The organism is Trueperaceae bacterium, assembly GCA_023954415.1.
GTDB lineage: Bacteria > Deinococcota > Deinococci > Deinococcales > Trueperaceae > JAAYYF01.
Window position 1 is genome coordinate 167,358 of the sequence record JAMLIB010000004.1, and the last position, 24,212, is coordinate 191,569.

The 24,212-nt window shown below is 72.0% G+C and carries 19 protein-coding genes; 11 read left to right on the plus strand and 8 right to left on the minus strand.

From position 1 onward, the window contains the following. Window positions 1-75 precede the first annotated feature (75 nt). The 5 genes from M9914_06455 (at window position 76) to M9914_06475 (ending at window position 9,467) form a co-directional block, all read left to right on the plus strand. Window positions 76-735, plus strand: coding sequence for an HAD family hydrolase (locus M9914_06455; GenBank protein ID MCO5173819.1), 660 nt, complete (start codon window positions 76-78; stop codon window positions 733-735). A 163-nt stretch (window positions 736-898) separates the two neighbouring features. Then, the gene (locus tag M9914_06460; GenBank protein ID MCO5173820.1) at window positions 899-1,288 is read left to right on the plus strand and encodes an NADH-quinone oxidoreductase subunit 15; all 390 of its coding nucleotides are present in this window, start codon (window positions 899-901) and stop codon (window positions 1,286-1,288) included. Window positions 1,289-1,332: 44 nt separating this feature from the next. Beyond that, window positions 1,333-5,127 carry a tetratricopeptide repeat protein gene (locus M9914_06465; GenBank protein MCO5173821.1) on the plus strand — a complete coding sequence of 1,265 codons (3,795 nt, stop codon included), beginning with the start codon at window positions 1,333-1,335 and terminating at the stop codon, window positions 5,125-5,127. Window positions 5,128-5,297: 170 nt separating this feature from the next. Beyond that, the gene (locus M9914_06470; GenBank protein ID MCO5173822.1) at window positions 5,298-7,178 is read left to right on the plus strand and encodes a S8/S53 family peptidase; all 1,881 of its coding nucleotides are present in this window, start codon (window positions 5,298-5,300) and stop codon (window positions 7,176-7,178) included. An 18-nt stretch (window positions 7,179-7,196) separates the two neighbouring features. Further along, complete coding sequence (locus M9914_06475; GenBank protein ID MCO5173823.1) at window positions 7,197-9,467, plus strand: SulP family inorganic anion transporter; 2,271 nt, start codon at window positions 7,197-7,199, stop codon at window positions 9,465-9,467. Here M9914_06475 and M9914_06480 read toward each other — a convergent pair. Together M9914_06480 and mnmD are read right to left on the minus strand one after the other, a co-directional pair. Further along, entirely contained in the window at window positions 9,464-10,687 is a 1,224-nt protein-coding gene (locus M9914_06480; GenBank protein MCO5173824.1) for an FAD-binding oxidoreductase, read from the minus strand. The two genes, M9914_06475 and M9914_06480, sit on opposite strands and share 4 nt — an antisense overlap. Further along, on the minus strand, window positions 10,684-11,400 hold the full coding sequence (mnmD, locus tag M9914_06485; protein MCO5173825.1) for a tRNA (5-methylaminomethyl-2-thiouridine)(34)-methyltransferase MnmD: 717 nt from the start codon (window positions 11,398-11,400) through the stop codon (window positions 10,684-10,686). Before mnmD ends, M9914_06480 begins: the two co-directional genes overlap by 4 nt. Before the next feature lie 105 nt (window positions 11,401-11,505). On the opposite strand from mnmD, the gene M9914_06490 reads away from it, so the two are divergent. Both M9914_06490 and menC read left to right on the plus strand, forming a co-directional pair. Continuing rightward, window positions 11,506-12,474: a hypothetical protein gene (locus M9914_06490; protein MCO5173826.1), complete on the plus strand. Its 969-nt coding sequence runs from the start codon at window positions 11,506-11,508 to the stop codon at window positions 12,472-12,474. 78 nt (window positions 12,475-12,552) lie between these two features. After that, window positions 12,553-13,665: an o-succinylbenzoate synthase gene (gene menC, locus M9914_06495; protein MCO5173827.1), complete on the plus strand. Its 1,113-nt coding sequence runs from the start codon at window positions 12,553-12,555 to the stop codon at window positions 13,663-13,665. On the opposite strand, the gene M9914_06500 is transcribed toward menC, so the two are convergent. From M9914_06500 to uvrA, 6 genes are all read right to left on the minus strand, one after another. After that, on the minus strand, window positions 13,609-14,964 hold the full coding sequence (locus M9914_06500; GenBank protein ID MCO5173828.1) for an NAD(P)/FAD-dependent oxidoreductase: 1,356 nt from the start codon (window positions 14,962-14,964) through the stop codon (window positions 13,609-13,611). The two genes, menC and M9914_06500, sit on opposite strands and share 57 nt — an antisense overlap. A gap of 196 nt (window positions 14,965-15,160) precedes the next feature. Next, a complete protein-coding gene (gene sdaAA, locus M9914_06505; GenBank protein ID MCO5173829.1) occupies window positions 15,161-16,003 on the minus strand; it encodes an L-serine ammonia-lyase, iron-sulfur-dependent, subunit alpha in 843 nt (280 codons plus the stop codon). Further along, window positions 16,000-16,716 (minus strand): L-serine ammonia-lyase, iron-sulfur-dependent subunit beta, encoded by a 717-nt coding sequence (gene sdaAB / locus M9914_06510; GenBank protein MCO5173830.1) that lies wholly within the window; start codon window positions 16,714-16,716, stop codon window positions 16,000-16,002. Before sdaAB ends, sdaAA begins: the two co-directional genes overlap by 4 nt. A gap of 88 nt (window positions 16,717-16,804) precedes the next feature. Beyond that, a complete protein-coding gene (locus M9914_06515) occupies window positions 16,805-17,440 on the minus strand; it encodes a 1-acyl-sn-glycerol-3-phosphate acyltransferase (GenBank protein ID MCO5173831.1) in 636 nt (211 codons plus the stop codon). An 8-nt stretch (window positions 17,441-17,448) separates the two neighbouring features. Further along, complete coding sequence (locus M9914_06520) at window positions 17,449-18,021, minus strand: hypothetical protein (protein MCO5173832.1); 573 nt, start codon at window positions 18,019-18,021, stop codon at window positions 17,449-17,451. After that, window positions 18,018-20,879 (minus strand): excinuclease ABC subunit UvrA, encoded by a 2,862-nt coding sequence (gene uvrA, locus M9914_06525; GenBank protein MCO5173833.1) that lies wholly within the window; start codon window positions 20,877-20,879, stop codon window positions 18,018-18,020. Before uvrA ends, M9914_06520 begins: the two co-directional genes overlap by 4 nt. Window positions 20,880-21,061: 182 nt before the next feature. On the opposite strand from uvrA, the gene M9914_06530 reads away from it, so the two are divergent. The 4 genes from M9914_06530 to sufC all read left to right on the plus strand — a co-directional run bounded on the left by M9914_06530 (window position 21,062) and on the right by sufC (window position 24,128). Further along, the gene (locus tag M9914_06530; protein ID MCO5173834.1) at window positions 21,062-21,415 is read left to right on the plus strand and encodes a hypothetical protein; all 354 of its coding nucleotides are present in this window, start codon (window positions 21,062-21,064) and stop codon (window positions 21,413-21,415) included. Window positions 21,416-21,441: 26 nt separating this feature from the next. After that, on the plus strand, window positions 21,442-22,116 hold the full coding sequence (locus M9914_06535) for a metal-dependent hydrolase (GenBank protein ID MCO5173835.1): 675 nt from the start codon (window positions 21,442-21,444) through the stop codon (window positions 22,114-22,116). 47 nt (window positions 22,117-22,163) lie between these two features. Beyond that, a complete protein-coding gene (locus tag M9914_06540; GenBank protein ID MCO5173836.1) occupies window positions 22,164-23,153 on the plus strand; it encodes a serine/threonine protein kinase in 990 nt (329 codons plus the stop codon). A 213-nt stretch (window positions 23,154-23,366) separates the two neighbouring features. Then, a complete protein-coding gene (gene sufC, locus M9914_06545) occupies window positions 23,367-24,128 on the plus strand; it encodes a Fe-S cluster assembly ATPase SufC (protein MCO5173837.1) in 762 nt (253 codons plus the stop codon). The last annotated feature ends 84 nt before the right edge of the window (window positions 24,129-24,212 follow it).

Below are 24,212 nucleotides of genomic sequence, written 5' to 3' on the forward strand. Positions count from 1 at the left end.
AGAAGGGGGAGACGTCGCGTCCCCCACGGCGATCCCACGCCGCTTGGAACGCTTCGGGTGTAGGCTGCACCCAGCATGCACGCTGCCTGCTTCGGCCTGGACGGCACGTTGGGCCATCACGCCGCGGACTTCGGCGACTACACCGCCTGGCTGCGCAACGAGCTGGCCCTCCACCAGTGCGACATGAACGCGTTCGCGCGAGTCCTCGACGAGGAGACGCGGCGCGACGGTCCCCTCACCCTCGAGGTCGCTCTTGGAAGGGTCCTCGACCGGCTGCAGCAACGCCGCCCGCCCGACCTGGCGGGCGTCGCCGGTGCCGCCGTCGCCGCTTACGCCGCCGACTACCGGGCCCTGCCCGGCGCCGAGCAGACGCTGGCCGCCCTCGACGTGCGCGGCGTGAAGCTGGCGCTCCTCGCGAACGGACCCGACGACCTGCAGCGCGCGGCGCTGACCGCCACCGGCTTGACCGGGCACTTCCGCGCGATCATAGTGTCCGGCGACCGCGACGTCGCCGCGCGCATGCCCGCGCCGCGCCAGTACGACCTGGCTTGCGCTGCCCTCGAAAGCGCCCCGGAGGCAACGCTCATGGTGGGGTGCGATCCGGACGTGGACGTCGGTGGCGCCATCGCGTTCGGGATGCGGGCGCTGCTCGTCGGACGCCGGAACGGCCCGGTGCCGGCCGGGATGCGCGTCGTCGACGGTCTGGAGGACGTGGCGCGTGCCGTAGGGGCGTGAGCGACCAGCCCGTGCTGCTCGCTGTCGCGCCGGTCGCCCTGCCCCCGCGCCGCCCGGAACGCACGCCGGCCCCGCGCCGCCCGGAACGCACGCCCTGCCGCGCCGCTCGTACGGAGCGCCCCACGCCGGTCGCGCCCTGCGCGCCCCCGGATAGAATGAGCCCATGACAGAGAAGGACATGGCGTTCTACCAGGCCTGGGCCGACCTGCTCGAGTGGATGCGCGAGTACGCGGCCGAGAACGAGGGCGTCCGGTTCGTGAAGCAGGCGGACTTCACCGACTACATCTACCGCATGGCCCGCCCCTACGACCTCCCGACCACCATCCTCTCGGCGAGCCTCTCGAACGATGACGACGAGCCCATCCTGCTCGCGTCCGCCAGCCAGCGCGCCTCCGTCTTCAAGGAGGTCGTGCTGCACCCCTTCGAGTCGCACGTGTACCGGAAGCTGGCGCTCGCCAAGGACGGCTCCGGCCTGAGCGAAGGGCCGCGGCGCTTCACCAAGGAGGCGCTCTTCCGCCTGGCGGACGAGCTGTTCGCGGTGGCGGTAGCCTGACCGACCTGCTGGGCGCGCTGGGCGCCTACCTCCCTGAGGATCGCTTGGCCGAGCTGGGGGGCGGCCCCGCCGTGCCCGAGGCGAGTGAGGGCGCCGTCCTGTTCGCCGACGTCGCCGGCTTCACCGCCCTGACCACCACCCTCGCCGAGCTGTTCGGCCCCCGGCGCGGGGCGGAGGAAGTCCCCGTCTACCTGAACCGCCTGTACGAGGCGCTGATCGGCGAGGTGCATGCCCGGTCGGGCAGCGTCATAGGCTTCGCGGGCGACGCCATCACCTGCTGGTTCCCGGCCGACGACGGCCACGCCGCCGTGGCGTGCGCCGTCGCCATGCAGGCCGCCATGGTCCCCTTCGCCGCCATCGACATACGGGGCGCGCCCACCGCGACGACCATCACCCTGGACGTCAAGGTCGCCGTCGGCAGCGGAGCCGTGAGGCGCTTCACGGTGGGCGACGAGGCGGTGCAGCTGCTCGATGTCGTCGCCGGCGACCCGGTGGCCGAGCTCGAGGCCCTCAACGACGCCTCGGGCAGGGGCCAGGTCGTGCTCAGCGCCGCCGTGGCGGCGGCCGTCGGCGACCTGGTGGAGCTGAGACCCCTCGCGCATGCGACCGCGCCGGCCGGCGCCATGGCGGTCGGCAAGGTGCTCGGTCCCGACCAGCAGGGCCGTTACCGGCACGCCCATGACCAGCACGCCCTTGGCCGGCCCATGCCTGGTGAGCACGAGCTCGGCCGCTGGTTGCTGCCGACCGTGAAGAGACGGCTGAGCGCCGGCGGAGGGGACTTCCTCACGGAACTGCGGCCGGTCGCGGCGCTGTTCCTCGCCTTCGCCGGCATCGACCTGACGCACGACGAGGCGGCCGGCGCGAAGCTCGACCTGCTCGTGCGCCGCGTCCAGCAGTGCGTGACGGAGTACGGCGGCGACGTGCTGCAGCTCACCACCGGCGACAAGGGCACGTACCTCTACGCGGCATTCGGTGCGCCCGTGGCGCACGAGGACGACGTGGCCCGCTGCGCCGCGGCCGCCCTCGACCTGCGCGAGGCCGTGCTCGAGCTCCCGTTCGTCGACGAACTGAAGATCGGCCTCGGCTACGGGACGGCGCGCACGGGGGCGTACGGCTCGGCGGCACGCCGCACGTACGGTGCCCTGGGGCGCGGCACGAACATGGCTGCGCGCATGATGAGCGCCGCGCCGCACGCGAGCATCTACGTCAGCGGGGCCTTCGAGGAAGCGCTCGGCGGCGGCTTCGACCTGCGGCCGCTCCCCGGCGTCGTCGTGAAGGGCAGCGCCGAGCCCGTGGCCGCCTTCGAACTCTCGGGCAGGCTGGTCGGCTCCGGCCGCCGGAGGGCGGAGGCGAGCGGCCGACCGCTGGTGGGGCGGGCCGCAGAGCTCGCGGCCATCTCCGCGGGCATCGCGGCTGCGGCGGCAGGGCGCGGCGGGGTGATCCAGGTCGTGGCCGAGGCCGGCATGGGCAAGTCGGAGTTGCTCGGCCGCGCGCTGGCCGGCGCCGAGGGCGTGCGCGTCGTCGGTGGCGCTTGCCAGGCATTCGGGCGCACCGCGCCTTACCAGTTGTGGAAGGGCGTGTTCCAGCAACTCCTCGCTCTTGAGGCAACGGGCTCCGCCGCGGAGCGGGCGCGGCGTCTCGAGGCCGCCTTGGCCGCCGTCGACCCCGTGCTCGTGGACCAGGCCGAGCTGTTGGCTCCGCTCCTCGACCTCCCCGCGCCGTCGGCCGAGCGCTCCGTGGCGTCCGACGCCGAGGAGCGCAGCGCCCGGCGGCTCGCCCTGCTGCTCAATCTCTTCCGCCACGCGGCGCGAGACACGGCGCGGCAGGGCCGCACCCTCGTGCTCCTGCTCGAGGACCTCCACTGGCTCGACCCCGCCTCCGCCGAGCTGCTCGCCGAGCTGGCCCGGACGGTGCCCACTCTGCCTGCGCTGGTGCTCACCTCGGCCAGGCCGCTTGACGACGAGCGGGAGAGGGCCGCTGGCGACGTGCCTGGCGTGCGGGTCTTGCGGCTGGGGCCCCTGGACGAGGCGGCCGCGCTGGAAGTGGTGGCCGCGCGGTTGGCCGGCGCGGGGCAGGCCTTCCCGGTGAGCGACGAGTTGGCGGCGCGGATCGTGGAGCGTTCCGGCGGCAACCCCTTCTACTTGGGTGAGCTGCTGACCGATCTGATCCAGCGGGCGGCGCTGGCCGGTGGGCGCCACGACCCGGCCGACCTGGCGGAGCTACCAACCAGCTTGCATAGCCTCATCCTCGGGCGCCTCGACCGCCTGGAGTTAGGCGCGCTCCTCAGCCTCAAGGTGGCGAGCGTCGTAGGGAAGCAGTTCCGGGTCCGTTGGGTGGGCGCCTGCCAGGAGGCTGTGGACGACGGGACCGCGGACGACGGGACCGCGGACGACGAGACCGTGGACGATCGGGCCGCCGCGAGCGCCTTCGCGGCCACCGACCAGGCCGGCTTGACCGAGCGCGTCGCCGCCGAGCCGCAGACGCACGCCTTCAACCACGCCATCACGCGCGACGTCACGTACGACAGCCTCTCGCAAGCCACCAGGCTGCTCCTGCACACGCGGCTCGGCCGGTTCATCGAGCGCCACGTCGCCAGCGCCTCGGAGCCCAACCTCGACCTGCTCGCGTATCACTTCGCGCTCGGCGACGACGTGGCGAAGGCGCGCCACTACCTGGGGGCGGCGGCCGCCGCCGCCAAGGCCGCGTACGCGAACGCGGCCGCGATCGCCTACTTCGAGCGGCTCCTCGCCCTGCAGGAAGGCGCCGAACGCCTGCCGACGCTGATCGAGCTCGGGGAGGTCATGACCTTCGTAGGCGCCTACGGCGCCGCGGAGGGGCGCCTCGAGGCGGCGGCGGCGCTGGCGGCGGCCGTGGGCGCGCGGCCGCGCGAGGCCGCCGCGCTGCGGCTCCTCGGCGAGCTCTACGAGCGCCAGGGCGACCACGGTCGCGCCAAGGCGCGGCTCGAGGCCGCCGCGGGCCTATGCCGGGAGCTCGGCGACGGCGCGGAGCTGACCCGCGTCCTCCTGGCGTTGGGCGGCAACGTGCTGTGGCATCTGGGCAGCTACGACGAGGCGGAGGCGCTCCTCGCGGAGGCGGTGGCGTTGGCGCGCGCGGCGGGCGACGCGCGCGTGGCGGCCAGGGCGCTGCACGGCACGGCGAACATCCACCTCTACCGCGGCGAGGCCGAGGCGGCGGAGGCCGCGTTCCTCGCCAGCCTGGAGCTGCGCCGGGAGGCGCGCGACGAGTACGGCGTCGCGAACGCGCTCAACAACCTGGCGATCGTCTCGGCCAACGCCGGCGACGGCGCGCGCGCGGAGGAGCTGTTCGCCGAGAGCCTCCAGATCAGGGAGCGCCTCGGCGATGTGGCCGGCGTCGCGGTCGCGCTGAACAACCTCGGCTACATGGTGGCCGAACGCGGCGACCTGGCCGGCGCGCGGGCGCTCTACGAGCGGAGCCTCGCGTCAAGGCGCGAGCTCGGCGACCGGCTCGGCCTGGCCGTCTCGCTCAACAACCTCGCGGGGTTGGTGGCGCGCCTTGGCGCGACCGAGGAGGCCAGGCGGCTCTACCTGGAGAGCGTCGGGTTCGCGAGCGCCATCGACAACGGCCGCGAGACCGCCGCCGCGCTGGCCGGGCTGGCGAGCGTGGTGGCCGAGGGCGTGGACGCCGCCCGCATGGCGCGCGCGGCCGAGCTGCTCCTAGGGCGCATCGGCGCCGCCGTGGACGAGGACGTCCGCACGGCGCTAGCCGTGGGTAGGGCGCGCGGCGAGCACGTGGCGGTTCCGGCCCGGCTCGTCGACGGGCCGCTCGCCGCCATCGTCGCCTGGGCTCTACACGGCTAGGTCGGGCGCCGGGGTGGCGTCTGCGCCGCCCGCGCCCGCGTGAAGCTGTATCTTGAAGCGCTAGATAATCTGGCGGACGACCGGGGCAGCTGGATAACGCGTGTAGCCCCTGCCGCCCTGTCGGCTGGAGGGCCTCGATGGCTGGTGCGGACCTTGTGAAGCGTCGTCGTATGCGTGGCTGGCGTCTAGGCGGACGCCTGCTCGGCCTTGCCTTGGTGCTCGCCCTCGCGTCGTGCCAGACGGCGCCGCCGCCCGCCCCCGCCGCCGACCCGGAGTTCGACCAGGCCGCCGAGCTGGAGGCGCTGAACCTGCCGATCGACGAGGCGCTGCGCGTGCGGTTCCTCCCCCCGCTCGCCAAGAAGGTCCCTACGGGCGACTTCGCTGGCGGCCTCGACCTCGAGATCAAGTTCTTCAACGTGGACCCCGTGACGGGCGTCGCGAGCGGCGCGGCGCTCAGCGGCACGCTGTCCACCGCCAAACGCACGATCCTCACGCAAGGCACGACCTACGCCACGGTCTGGCTGGCGCTCGGCACGACCATCGACCGCAAGGCGAGCCAGTACCTGCGGGCCGAGATCCGCGCCGCCGGCGCCGGCAACGCGCCCGTCTGCAACGGCGCTTCGCAGGCCTGCCTCGGCTACCTCGACATCTTCGCGTTCAAGGGCCTCTTCCTCGGCCGTCAGGCGGTGCCGGACGGCTTCGTGCCCGTCCCGTCCGTGCTCGGCGTGCTGCCCATCGGCTTCAAGGTCCTGGCGCAGGCCGCCCCGCCCGTCGACGGCCCGCCGCCGGCCACGCTCGGTGAACTGACGAGCCTCTCGGGCGGCGCGTTCGACGAGCAGGCCGGCAACTGCGCCGCGTCGTTCCTCACGCGCCCAGGCCAGGGCCTACAGGCCGTCGGGGCCGGTCTACAGGCCGTCGGCGCCGTAGGCGGGCTGTTCCAGGGGCAGACGAGCAGCTTCAACGGCACGCTCGTCACGCCGGCACAAGTGGGTGACGAGCTGTACGGCCAGCTCCTCGGCGGCGGGAACAGCAAGCGGTCCGTCGTCTTCATAGTCGACGACTTCACGAACGGCTTCGAGTTGCCGGCGGCCGCCCTCCAACCGGGGGCGGACCTCGCTACGTTGACGGGGCAGTTCTCCCACGGCACCCTCGTCCTGCATCACGTCCTGGAGATCCTGGAGTCGATGGATCATGGCACCTCCAACGACGTCTACCTGATCTCCTCGGGCACCTTCGACGGCCAGCCTTACTACGAGTACGGTTACCTGGGCACCGAGTTCTTCGTCCAGGCCGTCGACGTCGGCCAGCTCAACACCGACAGCGTCGCCGACAGGCTGCAGGCCGCCATGCTGCATTACGGCGAGGTCGAGGGCGCCAGCGCGATGGTCGTGAACATGAGCTTCGCCGTCGTGCCGTGCAGCGTGCTTCAGGACTACAACGCCACGGCGGGGCTCGCGACCTTCCAGGACTACCTGACGGCGCTGGCGGCGAGCAACCACGTTGGCGCGCAGTACGTCGGCGACCTCGACGAGCTCGTCTCCACCCCCGTCGACCTCGGCAGCGACCCGCTCCTCTCCTTCACCGACTGCCCGCTGCCGAGCGTGAACGGTCAGTACTGCGACGGTACGGGCCTCGACGAGGACTTCCCCAGCCTCGCGATCGTGCGGAGCCTGTTCCTGGTCGCCTCGTCGGGCAACTACGGCAACGGCTACCCGCTCTACCCGGCCGCGGCGACCAACGTCGTTAGCGTCGGGTCGCTGGCGGCCACCGCGGGTGGATACGCCGGGGCGAGCTACTCGAACCTGGCGGAGGTCGCCGCGCCCGGCGGGCTCTTCGAGCTCGCGTCGGGCGGGGGCAGCACCGTCGCGTACGCCGGCACGTCGTTCGCGGCGCCCATAGTGAGCCTCTTCCTCGGCATAGACGGCATGAGCAACGTGCCCGTCTGCGGCGAGCCTGCCGCGGGAGAGCATCCGGCCCTGGCTTACGGCGGAACCGGCATGGTCCCGTTCTACGGGCCGAACAGCGCGCTGGCCGACGGCTGCTTCTACTGAGCCCTTGTGCCCGGCCCCGTGCGGCGCAAGGGATCCCTCGCGGCTTCCGAGGTGAGTGCGGCGGAGCCTCGGTCGGGTAAGGCGCGCTCCGGCGCCGGGCGTGCCTTCTCCGTGGCCTGGTTCGTGCAGAACACGAGCGTCGGCCTGGTGCTCGGCGCCCTGGCGATCACCATGGACATCTCGCTAGCCGCCCTCCTGTACGGCGGCCAGCCCGAGTACCTCGGGCGCGGCATCGGGCTCGTGTTGCTCGGCGGGGCCATGCTCCCTCTCGTGGTCACGCTCCTCACCTCGTTGCCCGGGATCTTCGCCAACGCGCAGGACGCGCCAGCCGCCGTGCTCGGCGCTCTGGCGGCGGCGCTCGGCACGCAGGTGGTGGCCGGAGCCCCGCTAGCCGGCGAGGAGCGGTTCTTCACGATGGTCGCCATCGCGGCCTGCACCGCCCTGGCGACCGGGGTCGTGTTCATGCTGTTCGGCCTCTTCCGGCTCGGCAGCCTCGTGCGGTACCTGCCCTACCCTGTATTGGGCGGCTTCATGGCCGGAACGGGCTGGCTCCTCCTCACGGGCGGGGTGGGCGTCATGTCCGGCGTCAGGCCCAGCCTGCACTACCTCACCGACCTCCTCGCGGCCGACAGGCTCGTGCTGTGGGCGCCGGGCGTCGCGCTCGCCGTCACCCTGTTGGTGCTCACGCGCCTCTACCGCCACTTCCTCGTCTGGCCCGTCACGATGCTGATCGTCACCATCGGCTTCTACGTCGTCATGGCCGTCACGGGCGGCGACGTGGACGGCTGGCGCGCGCGCGGCCTTCTGCTCGGGCCGTTCCCCGCCGGCTCCCTGCTGGCCCCGTTCAAGGCCTCCGAGCTGCAGGCGGTGCGGTGGGACGTCGTGCTCGATCACCTGCCCACCATGGCCTCCGCGATACTCATCGCGTTGATCGCGCTCCTGCTGAACGCCATCGGCGTCGAGCGGGTGACGGGGCGCAAGGGCGACCTCAACCGCGAGCTCCGCGCCGCCGGCCTCGGCAACCTGCTGGCCGGCGGGCTCGGCGGCTCCCCCGGCTACCAGAGCCTGAGCTTCTCGACGTTCAACTTCACCGCCGGCACCGGCTCACGCTACGCTCCCATCGTCGCCGTCGGCGCCATGGCCGCGTGCCTCCTGTTCGGCGCCGGGGTCGTGGCGCTCGTGCCGAAGGCTGTCGTGGGCGGCCTGCTGGCGTACTTCGGCCTCAAGTTCCTCCACCAGTGGCTCTACGAGGCGCTCTTCGACCTGCCGCTCAGCGAGTACCTAGTGGTGGTCGCCATCCTCGCTGTCATCGTCGTGGCGGGGGTGTTGCCCGGCGTCGGGGTCGGTCTCGTCCTCACCGTCGTCCTGTTCGTGATCAGCTCGAGCCGCACGGACGCCGTCAGGTACGCGCTTGGCGGCGCCGACCTGCGCTCGCGCGTCACGCGCAGCGCGGCGGAACTGGCGCGCCTGGCCGAGCACGGCGGCGAGCTCATGGTCGTGCAGCTCCAGGGGTTCCTGTTCTTCGGGACCGCCACCGCGCTGCTCGAACGCCTGGAACGCCGCGTGCGCTCCGGGCCGCCCGTGCGGTCGGTCATCCTAGACTTCTCGCGCGTGTCGGGGGTCGACGCCACCGGCCTGGCGACGATCGAGGACGTCTTCAAGCTCGGCGAGAGCTCCGGGTTCGAACTGCTGCTCAGCGCCGTGCCGGAGCGCCTCTACCGGCGCCTCGGTCGGCGGCGGCAGGGCGGTGAGGAGGCCGGCGCGGCGTTCCGTTTCGCCAAGCTCGACACGGCGCTCGAGCACGCCGAGGAGCGGCTGCTCGAGCGCTGGGACGCGAAACGCGACGCGCGCGGCACCGAGGCCGACGCGGTCGCCTACTACTCCGGCGCCGGCTTCGACTTCGCCGACCTGTTGCCCTACCTGACCCGCAGGGAGCTGCGCGCCGGCGAGGTGCTCATCCACAAGGGCGACAAGGCGGACGAGCTCTACTTCCTCGTCGAGGGCCAGATGACCGCGGTAGCGGAAGGCGGAAACGGCGCGACCACGCGCCTGGAGACCCTACGCTCCGGCGGGCTGCTCGGCGAGCTCGGGTTCTACCGCGGTGGGCTGCGTAGCGCAACGGTGCGCGCCGACCGCGAATCGACGCTGCTGGTGCTGGGCGAGGCGGCCCTGGCGCGGCTCACGGCCGAGGCCCCCGGACTGGCCGCCGACCTGCACCGTGAGGTGGCGCGGCTCATGGCCGGTCGCGTGCTGCACCTGATGGCGGCCGTCGACGCTTTGGAGCGCTAGCGGGCCAGCTCCTCGACCAGGCGTCGGCCGAGCGCCTCGGCGAGCGTGGCGGCGCGGAGGAAGCCGCGCCCTCCCAGTGCCCCGAGCACGTGGACGTTGCGCGTCAGGCGCCGCGCTACCGGCTCGCCCGACGGGCGCTTGGCACGCGCGCCCACCCAGCGCCGCACGACGCGCGCGCCGGCCACGCCCGGCACCTGCCAGGCCAACGCGGAGACGAGCGGGTGCGGCGGGCGGGCCACGCCGGCCACGCCATCGCCCTCCGCTCCGCCATCGCCCTCCGGCGCCGGTCCCGACCACTGCTCGTGAGGCCAGGCCGGTGCCGGCGCGGCGGAGTGGCCGCCCGTGACATAGACCTCGGCCATGCCGGCGGGGCCGACCGGCCCGAACGCCGCGACGACTGCGCCGGCGAGCGGGTAGGGCGCCGCGACCGGCGCGCTGAGGACCAAGGCCTCGCCCCACACCGTCTCGAACGCCGGTTGCCTGAGGCCGGGGCGCGTCGCGGCGCCCGTGCAGAGCACCGCCTTGCGGGCGACGATCGCGCCGCCGTCGATCGTCGCGCTCACGCCCGTGACCGTCTCGCTCAGGCCGCCGACGTCGATGCCGCGCCGCGTCCGGCCGCCGGCCGCCGCCGCGCCCGCCTCGAGCGCGCCGAGGAGCAGCGCCGGGCGTACCCACCCGCCGCGCTCGACGAGCATGGCGCCGAACGGAGCGTGGTAGACGGGGTCGACCGCGCCCGGCTCGAGCCACGTCGTGTCGGGCAGGCGCCGCCAGGCGCGCGCCTGGCGCGGGTTGTCCGCTACGCGCAGCACGCCGCTCCGCGTGGCGCCCGGTTCGTGGCCCGCCGCTTCCAGCTCCGCCACCAGCCGCCAGAAGGCGGCCAACCCTTCCTGGTCGGCGAGCGACGACCGGCCGCTGCGGCCGCGGTTGGGGTTGAGGAGCGCGGCAGGGACGCTGGAAGCGCCGGAGGCGCCCTCCGCGCCGGCATCCACGAGCAGCGAGTCCACCCCGGAGCGCGCTAGGTAGTAATGCAACGTGGCGCCCGCTATCCCCCCGCCGATGACTAGCACGTCGACGGCCGCATGCGCGGTCCCTTCGCTGCCCGTCTCGCCGCTGACCTCGCCGCCGACTTCGTCGAGGAGACCGCTTCCGAACCGGGCAGCGGGTCCGCCACGGAACCCGCTGCCTGACGGGCTCGTGCCCCCGCTCTCGAGCCCGTTCATGCCGCCGGCCTGCGCGCCACGAGGACCTCGCGCTTGCCGCCCACCGGTCCGGGCGCCTTGGCGACCTCCAGGCCCTCGTCCGCGAGCGCCCGGCGCACGGCGCCGGCGACGCAGAAGCTGACGAGCCTACCGTCGGGCTTGAGGACGCGCGCCAGGCGGGCGAGGAACGCGCCGGACCAGAGCCCGGGCGCGTTGGCCGGGCCGAAGGAGTCGTGGTACACGGCGTCGACCTGGGGGAGATCGCCGGCCTCCCATGCCGAGGACAGGGCGTCGCCGACGAACAGCTCCAGACTGACGCGGTCGTGCTCGAAGGCGTGCCAGCCTGCCCGCGCGCTCATACCGAGACCGGCGCGCCAGGCGATCAGGGCTTCGGGCAGTCGGGACGGGGCCAGCAGCTCGGCGTAGCGCAGCTCGCGCAGCGTCGCCGCGCTCGGGGGCGCCAGCTCCAGCGCCCGGTAGCGCAGCGCGGCGCCGCTCTCCACCGCGGCGGTCGCGCTCACGAGGAAGTTGAGGCCGGTACCGAAGCCGACCTCGAGCACGTCCGCGCCCCACCCACGGGCGAGGCGGTCGGCGACGCCGCTCCCCTCGAGGTAGACGCTTCTTGCCTCGCTGAGGGCACCGTGGAGCGACTTGTACGCCTCACCGATAGGGGAGGCGAGGGTGCGGGACCCGTCGGCCGTGACGACCACCGCCGGTGCACGCGACTGCGTCATGGCGAGCTCACCGTGCGATGCTACCGCCTCACCCGGGCGCAGTGTTCTCACCATGTCGGGCGCTAGACTTGGAACGTCCGGCAGTGCCGGGCAGAATACGAGAAGATGCTGCGTTTCCTCCAGCTAGCCGGCGAAGCAGTCGCTAACACGTACCGGGCCGTCGTCGAGTGGGTGTCGACGGTGCTGGGCGGCTCGTCGGACCCGACGGCATGGACCGCTACCGTATGGTCGGCCGCCGGTCTGGCGCTCCTGCTCGTCGTCCTCGTGCTACTGCTTGTCGCGGCGGCCAGGCGGCGCAGGCGCCGTCGCTTCGTGCCCGAGATGATGATGTCGCACGGCGAGATCGCGCTACTCGGTGACGGGGATCGGGCGTTCGTCGAGAGCAAGGTCGACGGCAGCCTCGACTCGCGTCTCGAGGCGCCGGCCGGCGGCAAGTACCTGCTCAAGCTGGCCCTGAGCAACCTGAACCCCTACCCGGTGCAACTGCTGGAGCTCGCGGTGCGCGCGGGGCGCGGCGGGTTGCCCGTCGTCGCGGAGGCGGGCGCCGTCGTGCCGCCCAACGGCGCGGTCGACGTGGCCGCCGACCTCTTCGACCTCCCGGGCCACGGCGGAGTCATCGAGCTGTACCTCTACTCCAACAAGCTCAAGGCCCGGACCTTCAGGCTGGCCGCACCCCTCGAGTGGGAGCCGTGGGCGAGGCGCTACCGGGTGAAGGCGCTCGAGGGGCGCACGGAGGCCGCCCCGAGGCTCGCCTCGGAGGACCGCAGGCGGTTCGAGGGGCTGGAGTATGCGCGCGAGCGGCGGCAGGCCAGACGTGCTGCCTTCGCCGGGGTCGTCCGGGAGCGGACGGACGGTCTCAGGCGGCAGGTGGAGGGTTACCGCGCCGCCCGCGCGGAACGCGACCGCTCGGCGGCGTCGGCCGCCGCCCGCGCCACGGACGAGACGCGGCCGCCTGTCGGTGGTTCCACGCCGGTTCCCGCCACCGGGTCCGAGTCTGGCGCGCCAACGTCGGGTTCGCCCACGCTACCGGACGCCCCGGTGAAGCGCGGTCTGCAGTTCCCGGACGAGTTCTAGAACCGGTAGCCGCGCTGCCGCCGGCGCGGGGCCGGTCGGGGGCGCCGGCGGCATATGCTGGGCGGCCGGAGGCTCCTCATGAAGATCGAACGCGTGGAACTGCGCGCACTGGCGGTGGACATCAAGTTCCGTTTCGAGACCAGCTTCGGCGTCGAGCGCGACCTGCACAAGGTCCTGCTCGTCCTGCACTCTGGCGGGTTGGAAGGTTACGGCGAGGTCACGGCCAACCGCGTCCCCGGCTACAGCTACGAGACGGCGTCCGTGGCCTGGACGGCCCTCGAGGAGTACGTCCTCCCGCGCGTCGTCGGGCGCGACTTCCAGACGCCCGCCCAACTGCTCGCCGCCATCAAGGGCATCCGCGGCCACAACATGGCCGTGGCGGCGCTCGAGACGGCGTTCTGGGACCTGCAGGCCAAGGCGGCCGGGCTGCCGCTCTGGCGCCTCCTGGGCGGCGCGCGCGAGGTCATCGAGGTCGGCGCCTCGCTCGGCATCCAGGCCACGACGGAGGCGACGGTCGCCGAGGCCCAGCACCACGTCGCGGAAGGGTACAAGCGCCTGAAGTTCAAGATCAAGCCGGGCTGGGACGTGGTTCCGCTCCGCGCCGTCAGGGACGCGCTGCCTGACACGCACCTGACGGTCGACGCCAACAGCGCCTACCGGCTGACCGACGCGCGCGTGTTCCGCGAGCTCGACGAGCTCGGGCTCGACTACATCGAGCAGCCGCTCGCGCACGACGACCTCGTGGACCACGCCAAGCTCCAGTCTTTGCTCCTCACGCCCATCTGCCTCGACGAGTCCGTGCACTCGGCGGCCGACGCCCGCAAGGGGTTGGCGCTGGACGCCGGCCGCGTCATCAACGTCAAGCTTGGGCGCGTGCGCGGTCACCTGGAGGCGCGGCGGGTGCACGACGTGGCCCTAGCCTTCGGCGCGCCGGTGTGGTGCGGCGGCATGCTCGAGCTCGGGGTGGGCCGCGCGCACAACCTGCACATGAGCACGCTCGAGAACTACACGCTCCCTGGTGACACCGCCAGCGCCAGCCGCTACTGGGGCGACGACGACATCGTCGAGCAGCGGCTCGACGCCGTCGACGGCGTTCAGCGCCTGCCGAGCGACGGCCCCGGCCTTGGCGTCACGCTACGTCAGGACCTGGTCGAGCGTTTCACCGTGAGGCGCCACGTCGCTCAGGGTTGACGGCGCGGGCTCCGCTTCCCAGGTGTCCGGCCGCTGCGTGAGGATCAGGCGCGCGTGGCGGTCGTACGTCAAGTACTCGTAGGCCCAGCTGAAGAGGGCGGAGAAGCGGTTGCGGAAGCCCGGCAGGTAGACGAGGTGCAAGAAGAGCCAGCCCAGCCACCCGAGGAAGCCCCGCAGCTTCAGGCCGAGGAGTGCGGGGGAGAGCTCGGCCACGCCGGCGTTGCGACCGATGATGGCCATGCTGCCGAGGTCGTGGTACTTGAACGGCTCGGACGGCAGCCCTTGCAGGCGGCGGACCACGGCGCGCGCCACGTGCTTGCCGCCCTGGATGGCCACCTGCGCCACCTGCGGTAGGAGCCTGCCGTCCGGGCCCTGGGCCCCCGCCACGTCGCCGACCGCGAAGAGCTCCGGGTGCCCCGGCAGGCTGAGGTCAGGCTCCACGGTGAGGCGCCAGCCCCGCTGCAGCGCCTCGCCCAGGCTCTCGGCCAGCACCTCGCCGACGGGGTGGGCGCGCACGCCGGCGGCCCACACGACGGTCTGGGTGGGGATGACCTCGCCGGAGCGCAGCACCACGGCGTCCGCGCGTACCTCGGCGACCGTGGAGCCGAGCCGCACGTCGACGCCGCGGCGGCGCAGCACGCGCTCCGCGTAGCGCTGCGAGCCGGCGCCGAAGGTGGGCAGCACGCCCGTGCCGGCCTCGACGACCACGACGCGCGCCAGGCGCAGGTCGAGCTCGGGGTAGTCGGCGCCGAGGACGCGGTCGAACAGCTCGACGAGCGCCCCGGCCATCTCGACGCCGGTAGGACCGGCCCCGACGACGACGACCGTCAGGGCGCCGCGCTCGACGCTGCGCGGGTCGGCCGCCGCCGCCTCGAAGCGCCCGAGGATGTGAGAGCGTAAGGCGTCCGCCTTCTCCAGGCTCTTGAGCACGAAGGCGTTCTCGCGCACGCCCGGAGTGCCGAAGTCGTGGTACACGGCGCCGGCGGCGACCACCAGGTAGTCGTAGCCGACACGCTCGCCGTCTCGGAGCTCGACCTCCTTGGCCGTGGGGTCGAAGCCGACGACGTCGCCTTGTCTGAAGCGGAAGTTGGCCTGACGCCTGAAGATGCCCCGCACCTGGTAGGCGATGTCGCCGCTGTCGAGCGCCGCCGTGGCCACCTGGTAGAGGAGGGGTTGGAAGGTGTGGTAGTTGTTCCGGTCGATCAGCAGGACGTCGACCGGGGCGTGCGCCAGTCGTTTGGCCGCGTGCAGGCCCCCGAAGCCGGCACCGATGATCACCACGCGTGGACGGCTAGGCATGGACCGCCACCTTTCGAGGGACAGGCTCGTGCGCCGTCTGGGCGCGTCGGCGCCGTGCCGCCGGCCGGCGCCGGCCGGGCACGGGACGAAAGTCCCTTGTGAAAGATTGTACAAGCTTTGGCGGCCCGGCGTGCACCGTGGCGCACATGGTCGGCCGGGCCGCCCGCGCGTCGCGGTCAGAGCATGGAGCCCGCGCTCAGCGCGCCATCTTCAGGGCCACGCGGCGCCCCGTCGGCGTGTCGGCGAGCCCGCCCTCGCCTGTCTCCCGTAGCTCCGGCGGGAGCATGCGGCCGACCGCGGCCATGGCGTAGACGACCTCGTCCGGCGGGATGAACGACTCGACCCCGGCGAGGGCCAACTGCGCCGCCGAGACGGCGTGCACCGCGTAGAACGCGTTGCGCGACACGCACGGCACCTCGACGTAGCCCCCGACCGGGTCGCACACCAGGCCGATGGTGTTCATGAGGGCCTGGGCGGCGGCGTGCACACAGGCGCGGGCGCTCCCGCCCAGCAGCTCCGTGACGGCCGCGGCCGCCATGGCGGCGCTCGAGCCGATCTCGGCCTGGCAGCCGCCGGTCGAGCCGGCGATGAACATGCTCTTGCTGATGACTTGCCCGATGCCCGCAGCCAGGACGAGGGGCATCACGAGGTCGGAGTCGTCTTTGCCCAGGTGATCGGCCACGCCGATGAGCGCGCCCGGCACGGTCCCGGCGCTGCCGGCCGTCGGCGCGGCGACGATGCGGCCCATGCGCGCGTTCTCCTCGTTCACGGCCATGGCGTACGCCTGCACGCGTTTGAGGAGCGGCGCGTCCAGGGCGTCCGGGGCGTCGTGGAGGGTCTTGGCGTTCCACCCGACCATGCCAGTGCGACTGGGGGCCGTGCTGGCGAGGCCGCGGCGGATGGAGTCGCGCATCTCGCCGACGCGAGCGAGCATGGTCGTGAGGAGGTGGCTCCTGGCCGCGGCGTCGTCGCCGAGGTCGTCTTGCAGGACGAGCTCCGAGGCCTTACCGGGGTAGAGCATGATGTCTGCCAGGGTCATCGCGCATCTCCGTCCGCGACCGCACCCGTTGAGCTCGGGGCGTCGCTCGCCATAACGGCAGGCAGCAGCCGCAGCCAGTGGACGTACGGCAAGCTGCTCAGGTAGGTGACCGCGTAATCCGCGAGGGGTCTATCTATCTCCATGGACAGCATGGCGTGCCCGCCGCGCCGCTGGCGGGCCGAGAACGCCGTGGCGATGTTGCCGCCGTCGTCCGCGACGACGCTGGCGACGCGCGCGATGACGCCGGGACGGTCCGTGTGCAGCGCCAGCAGCGCGTGGTAGGCGCCGCTCACCTGCACGTCGAAGCCGTTGACCTGACCGACGCGCACGAAGCCGGCCCCGAGGCTGGAGCCGAGGACGGCTACGCTCGCGCCGTCGCCGCCGGCGCTGAGCTCCATGAGCACGCTGTTCGGGTGGATGTCGCCAAGGTCGGCGGTGGTGAACTCGTAAGCGAGGCCCGCGGCGGCGGCGTGCTCGAACGCGTCGCGGATGCGCTCGTCGTCGGGGTAGTAGCCGAGCGTGCCTGCCACGAGCGCGAGGTCCGTGCCGTGGCCCTTGGCGGTCTTGGCGAACGAGCCGTGCAGCACGAAGCGAGCGTGCCTAGGTTCGGCGCCGAGCACGTTCCGCGCGAGGAGCGCCAGGCGGCAGGCGCCCGCCGTGTGCGAACTGGAGGGGCCGACCATGACGGGCCCGATCTGGTCGAGGAGCGACATGCGTCCTCAAGTCTACTCGCGCCCATGGGCGGTCCGCGTGCCGAACGGACGTTGTGAGAAACACGACGAGCGAGTAGCCAGGGCGCGTCTACCCGCCCCCGCCGCCCCTTTCTTCCGCGGGCGGCAGCAGCGCCGCGATCTCGCGCATCACGGCCTTTGTCAGCTCGGACGCGTCGTCCCGCGTGCGCCCGGCTGCCTCGAGCGCGGGTCCGAACGCGACCCTGAACTTGCCCCGCTCGCGCCAGATGGCGGCGGGCAGGAGCGGCGTGCCGGCGCGCTGGGCGAGGTAGGCGGCGCCGTCAAGGGCGGCCGCGCCGCCGGCGTTGCGCGTGCCCTGTACGAAGATGCCGACGGCCCTGCCGGCCTGGAGGCGCCTGAGGGCCTCCTTGATCGCGCCGATGTCCTGCCCCTCCCTGTCCACCGGGAAGGCGCGCAGCCCGCGCATCACGGCCCTGGAGAGCGGCTTGACGAAGAGCTCCTTCTTCGCCATGAACTCGAGCTTCCGGTTGATGGAGACGCCGACGATGGGCGGGTCCCAGCTGCTCTCGTGGTTGCAGGCGACCACCAGCCCCGTGCCCTGCGGCACGTGCTCGAGGCCCGTGACGCGCAGGCCGCGGAACAGCCGGGCGTAGGCGCGCACCAGGACGATGGCCGTCGGCATGAACCACCGCGGCGAGAGGAGCCGTTCGAGGAAGCCGTGGCCTTGCGGGTGCCGGTCGGCCATCCGAGGGTTCAGCGCGTGCGCGCGGCCGGCCGGCCGGCTCCCCCGCGTGCCTCGCGGCGCGGGTCTACGGCGCGCGGTTCGTCCTCGCCGCCACTCGCGTGCGCCTCTCGCCGCCTGTCGAGGAAGAGCGAGACGAGCACGCCCAACGCGGCCACGAGCAGGTGCAGCGCTACCCAGGCGCCTTCGCTGACGTGCCACGGGAGCGCCACCTCGAAGAGCGGCTTCTTGGAGAGCTGCCACGACACGATGGCGGGCGCGACGAGGAGGACGGGCGAGAGGACGAGCGCGCCGTAGCGCCAACCGAACTCGAGCCCGAGCATGGCGAGCAGGTTGCCGCTCAGCACGATGGGGAGCATGACGAGCCAGTCCGGGTCGCCGCCGATGAGCCCGAACGGGGGGGCGAGCAGGGCGCACAGGTAGGCGACGGGCATGCCGGCGGCGGAGAAGCCCAGGTACGCCGAGAGCACTATCCCTAGGCTCCTGAACACGGGGGGCATGGGCGCCACGGCGCAGACGATCGCGGCCAGGACGAAGAAGATCCCGGCGAAGAGGCGTTGCGGCATGGGCGCTCTGCGGATCATGCCGCGCTCCGCCTCACGGCCGCGCGCACCTCCGGCACGTGCAGGAGGAACTGGCCCGTCGAGCTGGCCTCGTTGGCCGCCACCTCTTCCGGCGTGCCGGCCGCCACGATGGTGCCGCCGCGCGCGCCGCCGTCGGGCCCGAGGTCGATGATCCAGTCGGCGGTCTTGATGACGTCGAGGTTGTGCTCGATCACGACGAGCGTGTTGCCGGCGTCCACGAGGCGGTGGAGGACCTCGAGGAGCTTCCGCGTGTCGTCGAAGTGGAGGCCGGTGGTGGGCTCGTCGAGGATGTAGAGCGTCTGGCCCGTGCCGCGGCGCCCGAGCTCGCTGGCGAGCTTGACCCTCTGCGCCTCCCCGCCGGAGAGCGTCGGCGACGGTTGGCCGATCTTGAGGTAGCCGAGGCCCACGTCCTGCATGAGCTGTAGCTTACGCGCTATGGCGGGGATGTTCTCGAAGAACTCCAGCCCTTCGTCCGTCGTCATGTTGAGCACCTCGGCGATGGACTTGCCCCTGATCTTCACCTCGAGCGTCTCGCGGTTGTAGCGCGCGCCCTTGCAGACCTCGCAGGGCACGTAGACGTCGGGCAGGAAGTACATCTCGACCTTCACGGTGCCGTCGCCCTTGCACGCCTCGCAGCGCCCCCCCTTGACGTTGAAGGAGAAGCGGCCTGGCTTGTAGCCGCGCTTACGCGCCTCGGGCGCGCGCGTGAAGAGGTCGCGGATGTCGGTGAAGATGCCCGTGTAGGTCGCGGGGTTCGAGCGCGGCGTGCGGCCGATGGGCGACTGGTCGATCTCGATGACCTTGTCGACGTGCTCGGTGCCCTTGATGCGCGCGTGGGCGCCGGGCTGGGCCTTGGCGCGGTAGAGCTGCTTGGCGAGCGCCGCGTGGAGGATGCCGTGCACGAGGGTCGACTTGCCCGAACCGGAAGCCCCGGTCACGCACGTGAGCGTGCCGAGCGGGATCTCGACGTCGATGTCGCGCAGGTTGTGCTCGCGTGCGCCCTGGATGAGGAGCTTCTTGCCGTTCCCGTCGCGCCGGCGCTCGGGCACTGGGATCTTGAGGTCGCCTCGCAGGTACTTGGCGGTGAGCGACTCCTTGTCCTTCGCTAGCAGCTCGGGAGTGGCCGCGGCCACCACCTTGCCGCCGTGCACCCCGGCGCCCGGCCCGAGGTCGACGATGTAGTCGGCCGCGCGCATGGTCTCCTCGTCGTGCTCGACGACGATGAGGGTGTTGCCGAGGTCGCGCAGGCTGAGGAGCGTGCGCAGTAGGCGCGCGTTGTCGCGCGGGTGGAGGCCGATGGACGGCTCGTCGAGCACGTAGAGCACACCAGTCAGGCCGCTGCCGACCTGGGTGGCGAGCCGGATGCGCTGCGCCTCGCCGCCCGAGAGGGTGTTGGCGCTGCGGTCGAGGCTCAGGTAGTCGAGCCCCACGTCCTCGAGGAAGCCGAGGCGCGCGTTGACCTCACGCAGGATGGGGCGCGCGACGTCGTTGCCGGCGCCCTGCAGCCCGAGGCCGGCGAAGAACTCGCGGCCGTCGCGGACGGTCATGCCGCTGACCTCGGCGATGTTGCGCTCGGCCACCGTCACGGCGAGCACCTCGGGCTTGTAACGGGTGCCGCCGCACTCCTTGCACGGTACGAGCGACATGTACTCCTCGAGCCGCTCGCGCATGGCGTCGGTGGCCGCCTCGCTCAGGCGGCGCCGCAGGTTCGGGATGACCCCCTCGAACTCGGCGCGGAAGCGCATGGTCTCGCGCCCGCCGCGCTCGTAGACCACGAGGATGGGCTCCTCGGTGCCGTGGAGGATGGTCTCACGCGCCTTCTCGGGGAGCTGCTCCCACGGGACGCCGATGTCGAAGTCGAGGTACTCGGCCAGCGCCTTCAGACGGTCCCAGTAGTACACCTTGCCGTTGTCGCCGCGCGCGCCCGTCCACGGCGCGATGGCGCCCTGGGCCACCGAGAGCTTGGGATCGGGGACGATCAGCTCGGGGTCGAACTGCTGGAGGTAGCCCAGGCCGCTGCAGTGGCTGCAGGCGCCGTACGGCGCGTTGAACGAGAACGTGCGCGGCTCCAACTCCTCGAGGAACGTGCCGTGCTCCGGGCAGGCGAACTTCTCGCTGAAGAGCTCGTCGACGCCGTCGTCCGGCAGGAAGGCGCGCAGCAGGCCCTCGCCCTTCGTCAGGGCGAGCTCGGCGGACTCCGCGATGCGCGAGCGGTCGTTCTCGTCGATCACGACGCGGTCGATGACCACGTCGATGTCGTGCTTCTCGTGCCGCTCCAGGTCGGCCTCGAGGGCCTGCTCGATGGTCTGCACCACCCCGTCGACGCGCACGCGCGCGAAGCCCTCCTTCTTGAGGTCGAGGAAGAGCTTGCGGTACTCGCCCTTGCGGCCGCGCACGACGGGCGCGAGGAGCATGGCGCGCTTGCCGGCGAAGCGCTCGACGAGCCGGTCGACTATCTCGGTGGCCGACTGGCGCTGGATGACGCGCCCGCAGACGGGGCAGTGCGGAGTGCCGACGCGCGCGAAGAGGAGGCGCAGGTAGTCGTGGATCTCGGTGACCGTGCCGACGGTCGAGCGCGGGTTGTGGCTCGTGGTCTTCTGGTCGATGCTGATGGCGGGGCTCAGGCCGTCGATGGAGTCGACGTCCGGCTTGTCCATGATGCCGAGGAACTGCCGCGCGTAGGCCGAGAGGCTCTCGACGTAACGCCTCTGCCCTTCCGCGTAGATGGTGTCGAAGGCCAAGGTCGACTTGCCCGAACCGGACACGCCGGTGAAGACGATGAACTTGTTGCGCGGCAGCACCAGGTCGACGTTCTTGAGGTTGTGAGCGCGTGCCCCACGGATGACGAGGTCCTGCAAGGTGCCTCCCTAACACGCCGGGAGCGCGGGCGGTCTTCGCCGGCGCTGCAACGTGGCGGCGCTAAACGTGACAGTGTACCAGAGGTCCGCGGACCGGCTGTATGCCGGGAGGCCGGCCGCAGGCGCCGGGCTTCGCGGCGCGCTTGCTGCTAAGCTGGTTGCCAGCAACATAGGAGGCGGAAGTGGCAAGTGCGAGCATCTCACGTTCCCAGGAACCGGACAACACGGCCCTGCTCAGCCTGTACGGCATGATCCTCGGGTTCCTCGGCAGCTTGATCATCGGGGTCTTCTGGGCGATGGCCGCGAACCTGAAGGCCACGGGCAACGGCGGCACGATCGTCCAGCAGCAGTTGAGCGGGCTATGGAACACGCTCTTCTGGGCGTACCCCTTCGTCGTGGTCGGGGCCATCGTCGTCGGCATCGGCCTGTTCGCCATCAAGCGCTACAAGGAGGCCGCCGGCGTCGCCGCCCTCCCCATCCTCGGCGTCGTCGTCTACTACTTCGCGCTGGTCACGTTCCACGTCGGTCCGCGCTGAGTAGCGGGCGCAGGAGGTCGGCAGCCATGAAGCTGCGTTATCTCGGCCACTCCGGCGTGCAGGTCGTAGCCGACGGCCACGAGGTCGTCTTCGACCCGTTCGTCACCCAGAACCCGCGCGCGGGCGTGACGTTGGACGAGCTCGCGCCAGAGGCCGTCCTCATCACGCACGCTCACGGCGACCATTGGGGCGACACCCCGGAACTCGCGAAGCGTGCAGGCGCCCTCGTCGTCGGCACGGCCGAGGTGGCCGGCTACGCCGGGAAGCTGGGCCTCACCAACCACGCCATGAACATCGGGGGGAGCCGCTCGTTCCCGTTCGGGCGCGTCACCCTGACGCCGGCGTGGCACTCGAGCTCGTTCCCGGACGGCACGTACGGCGGCATGCCGACGGGCATCGTCCTCGAGTCGGCCGGCAAGCGCATCTATCATGCCGGCGACACGGCGCTCTTCTCCGACATGCGGTTGATCGGCCGCAAGCCCCTCGACCTGGCGTTCGTTCCCATCGGCGACAACTTCACGATGGGCCCGGAAGACGCCGTAGAGGCCGTGAAGCTGCTGAACCCCCGCTACGTCGTGCCCGTCCATTACGGCACCTTCCCCCTGATCGCCCAGGACGCCGCCGCGTTCAAACGCGAGGTCGAGCTCTCCTCCAGGACGACGTGCGTGGTGCTGGCGCCCGGCGAGGAAGTATCGCTCTGAACGAGAGCCGGCCCGCGCCGCCCTTCGTCCCGCCCGGTTACGAGGTCATGAACCGTCTGGGATCGGGGCAGACGGCGCACGTCTACGCGGCGCGGCACGCGGTGTTCGGCGACGTGGCCCTCAAGCTGCCGCGCCCCGAGCTGGCCCATCGGCCGGTCCTGCGCCGCATGTTCGAGAACGAGGTCGCCATCACGACCAAGCTCGCCTCGCCGCAGGTGGTGAGCGCGTACGAGGGGTTCCCGACCGGCCCCGGCGCGTTCCTCGCCCTCGAGTACTGCCGCGGCGGCACGCTCGACCAGCTCCTCCTCGAGAAGGGGCTCATGCCGCTCGACAGGTGTTACCGGTTCATCCTCGACGTCGCCGCCGGGCTGGCGCACAGCCACGAGCGCCAGGTCCTGCACCGCGACGTCAAGCCGGCCAACGTCTTCCTGACCTCGGAGGGCGCCGCGAAGCTCGGCGACTTCGGCACGGGCATGTTCATGAGCGACGACACCAGCGACCGCGTGGGTACGGCGTTCTACATGGCCCCGGAAGTGTTCGAGGGGAAGCCGGCCGGGATCAGGTCGGACATCTACTCGCTCGGTGTCCTCGCCTACGAGGTGATCGGCGGGGAGCGCCCGTTCACCGGGAACTCCTACGACGCGCTCATGGTGGCGCATAGGACGGGCGTGCCGAAGGACCTGCGCGGACTGCGGCAGGGGCTCTCGCCGGAAGTCGTCCGCGTGGTGGCTCTTGCCATGATGCGCGACCCGGCGAAGAGGTTCGCGAGCGCCGTAGAGTTCGGCGAGGCCCTCGGCTCGGTCACCGCGACGGCCTTGCGGCGGGAGTCGGCCTCCCGCTCCGGGACGGCGGAGCCGGCGCAGACGCGGGTGACCGGCCGCGGCAGCCGCGCGGTCGGGCGCGGCGGGGGGGAAGACGACGGCGGCGGGCGGCCCGACGAAGGTCGGCGGCGCGACCACGGCAAGGGTGCCGAGGGCGAGCGCGCGCGGCGCCCGAAGGGCGGCGTCTTCGGCTGGCTGAAACGCGGTCGGGGCTGAGGCCCGGTCGCGCCGTCGGTTCCGGGCGAGCGCGCCGCGACCGGCCGACTTGGTAGCCTTAAACCTAAGCGAGGCGCTCGGTGTTCCCACCGCGCCCGCGAGAACCGATCCGAGTTAGAATCGGAACGAGTCCAAGTTGTTGCCCTTGGTGGCGATCGCCGCTACACGACCCAGGCAACGAACAGCTCCGGACCTTCCGTGAGAGGTGTAGGTATGAGTGACAAGCAACTGGAGATCCGAGGTCTGCGCGCTCGCATCGTCGGCGGGGAAGAGATCCTCAAGGGTGTAGACCTCGTGGTGCCGCGCGGCGAGGTCCACGCGCTCATGGGGCCGAACGGCTCCGGCAAGTCCACGTTGGCCAAGGTCATCGCCGGCGACCCGCAGTACGAGATCACGGAAGGCGACATCGTCCTCGAGGGCCAGTCGATCCTCGAGATGGAACCCGACGAGCGCGCCCGCGAGGGCCTCTACCTCGCCTTCCAATACCCCGTGGAAGTGCCAGGCGTCTCCATCGCGAACTTCCTGCGCCTCGCCCTCAACGCCCGCCGCGAGGAAGGCGACGAGATCGGCGTCATGGAGTTCTACAAGAAGCTCCAGCGCGCCGTGAAGGAGCTCAACTGGGACGACTCGATCATCGAGCGCAACCTCCACGAGGGCTTCTCGGGCGGCGAGAAGAAGCGCTCCGAGATCCTGCAGCTCCTCGTGCTGGAGCCCCGCTACGCCATCCTCGACGAGACCGACTCCGGCCTGGACGTCGACGCGCTCAAGGTCGTGTCGCAGGGCGTGAACGCGGCGCGCGGCCCGAACTTCGGCGCGCTCGTCATCACCCACTACCAGCGCCTCCTCAACCACATCGTCCCCGACAGGGTGCACGTGATGGTGAACGGCAGGGTCGTGCGCGAAGGCCCGAAGGAGCTCGCCATGGAGCTCGACCAGAAGGGCTACGAGTGGATCCGCGAGGCCGTCGGCGCCTGATCGGCGACCGACGCGAAGGGCTGAAGGGACACCAGAGTGTCTGACCTGCATATCGATACCACCCAAGCCGTCCACCCCGACGCT

Bases quoted from the DNA above. Each gene is read 5' to 3' on its own strand.
- M9914_06455 (MCO5173819.1), top strand. From the start codon at position 76: ATGCACGCTGCCTGCTTCGGCCTGGACGGCACGTTGGGCCATCACGCC.
- M9914_06460 (MCO5173820.1), top strand. From the start codon at position 899: ATGACAGAGAAGGACATGGCGTTCTACCAGGCCTGGGCCGACCTGCTC.
- M9914_06470 (MCO5173822.1), top strand. From the start codon at position 5,298: ATGCGTGGCTGGCGTCTAGGCGGACGCCTGCTCGGCCTTGCCTTGGTG.
- M9914_06480 (MCO5173824.1), bottom strand. From the start codon at position 10,687: ATGAACGGGCTCGAGAGCGGGGGCACGAGCCCGTCAGGCAGCGGGTTC.
- mnmD (MCO5173825.1), bottom strand. From the start codon at position 11,400: ATGACGCAGTCGCGTGCACCGGCGGTGGTCGTCACGGCCGACGGGTCC.
- M9914_06490 (MCO5173826.1), top strand. From the start codon at position 11,506: ATGCTGCGTTTCCTCCAGCTAGCCGGCGAAGCAGTCGCTAACACGTAC.
- menC (MCO5173827.1), top strand. From the start codon at position 12,553: ATGAAGATCGAACGCGTGGAACTGCGCGCACTGGCGGTGGACATCAAG.
- M9914_06500 (MCO5173828.1), bottom strand. From the start codon at position 14,964: ATGCCTAGCCGTCCACGCGTGGTGATCATCGGTGCCGGCTTCGGGGGC.
- sdaAA (MCO5173829.1), bottom strand. From the start codon at position 16,003: ATGACCCTGGCAGACATCATGCTCTACCCCGGTAAGGCCTCGGAGCTC.
- sdaAB (MCO5173830.1), bottom strand. From the start codon at position 16,716: ATGTCGCTCCTCGACCAGATCGGGCCCGTCATGGTCGGCCCCTCCAGT.
- M9914_06515 (MCO5173831.1), bottom strand. From the start codon at position 17,440: ATGGCCGACCGGCACCCGCAAGGCCACGGCTTCCTCGAACGGCTCCTC.
- M9914_06520 (MCO5173832.1), bottom strand. From the start codon at position 18,021: ATGATCCGCAGAGCGCCCATGCCGCAACGCCTCTTCGCCGGGATCTTC.
- M9914_06535 (MCO5173835.1), top strand. From the start codon at position 21,442: ATGAAGCTGCGTTATCTCGGCCACTCCGGCGTGCAGGTCGTAGCCGAC.
- M9914_06540 (MCO5173836.1), top strand. From the start codon at position 22,164: ATGAACCGTCTGGGATCGGGGCAGACGGCGCACGTCTACGCGGCGCGG.
- sufC (MCO5173837.1), top strand. From the start codon at position 23,367: ATGAGTGACAAGCAACTGGAGATCCGAGGTCTGCGCGCTCGCATCGTC.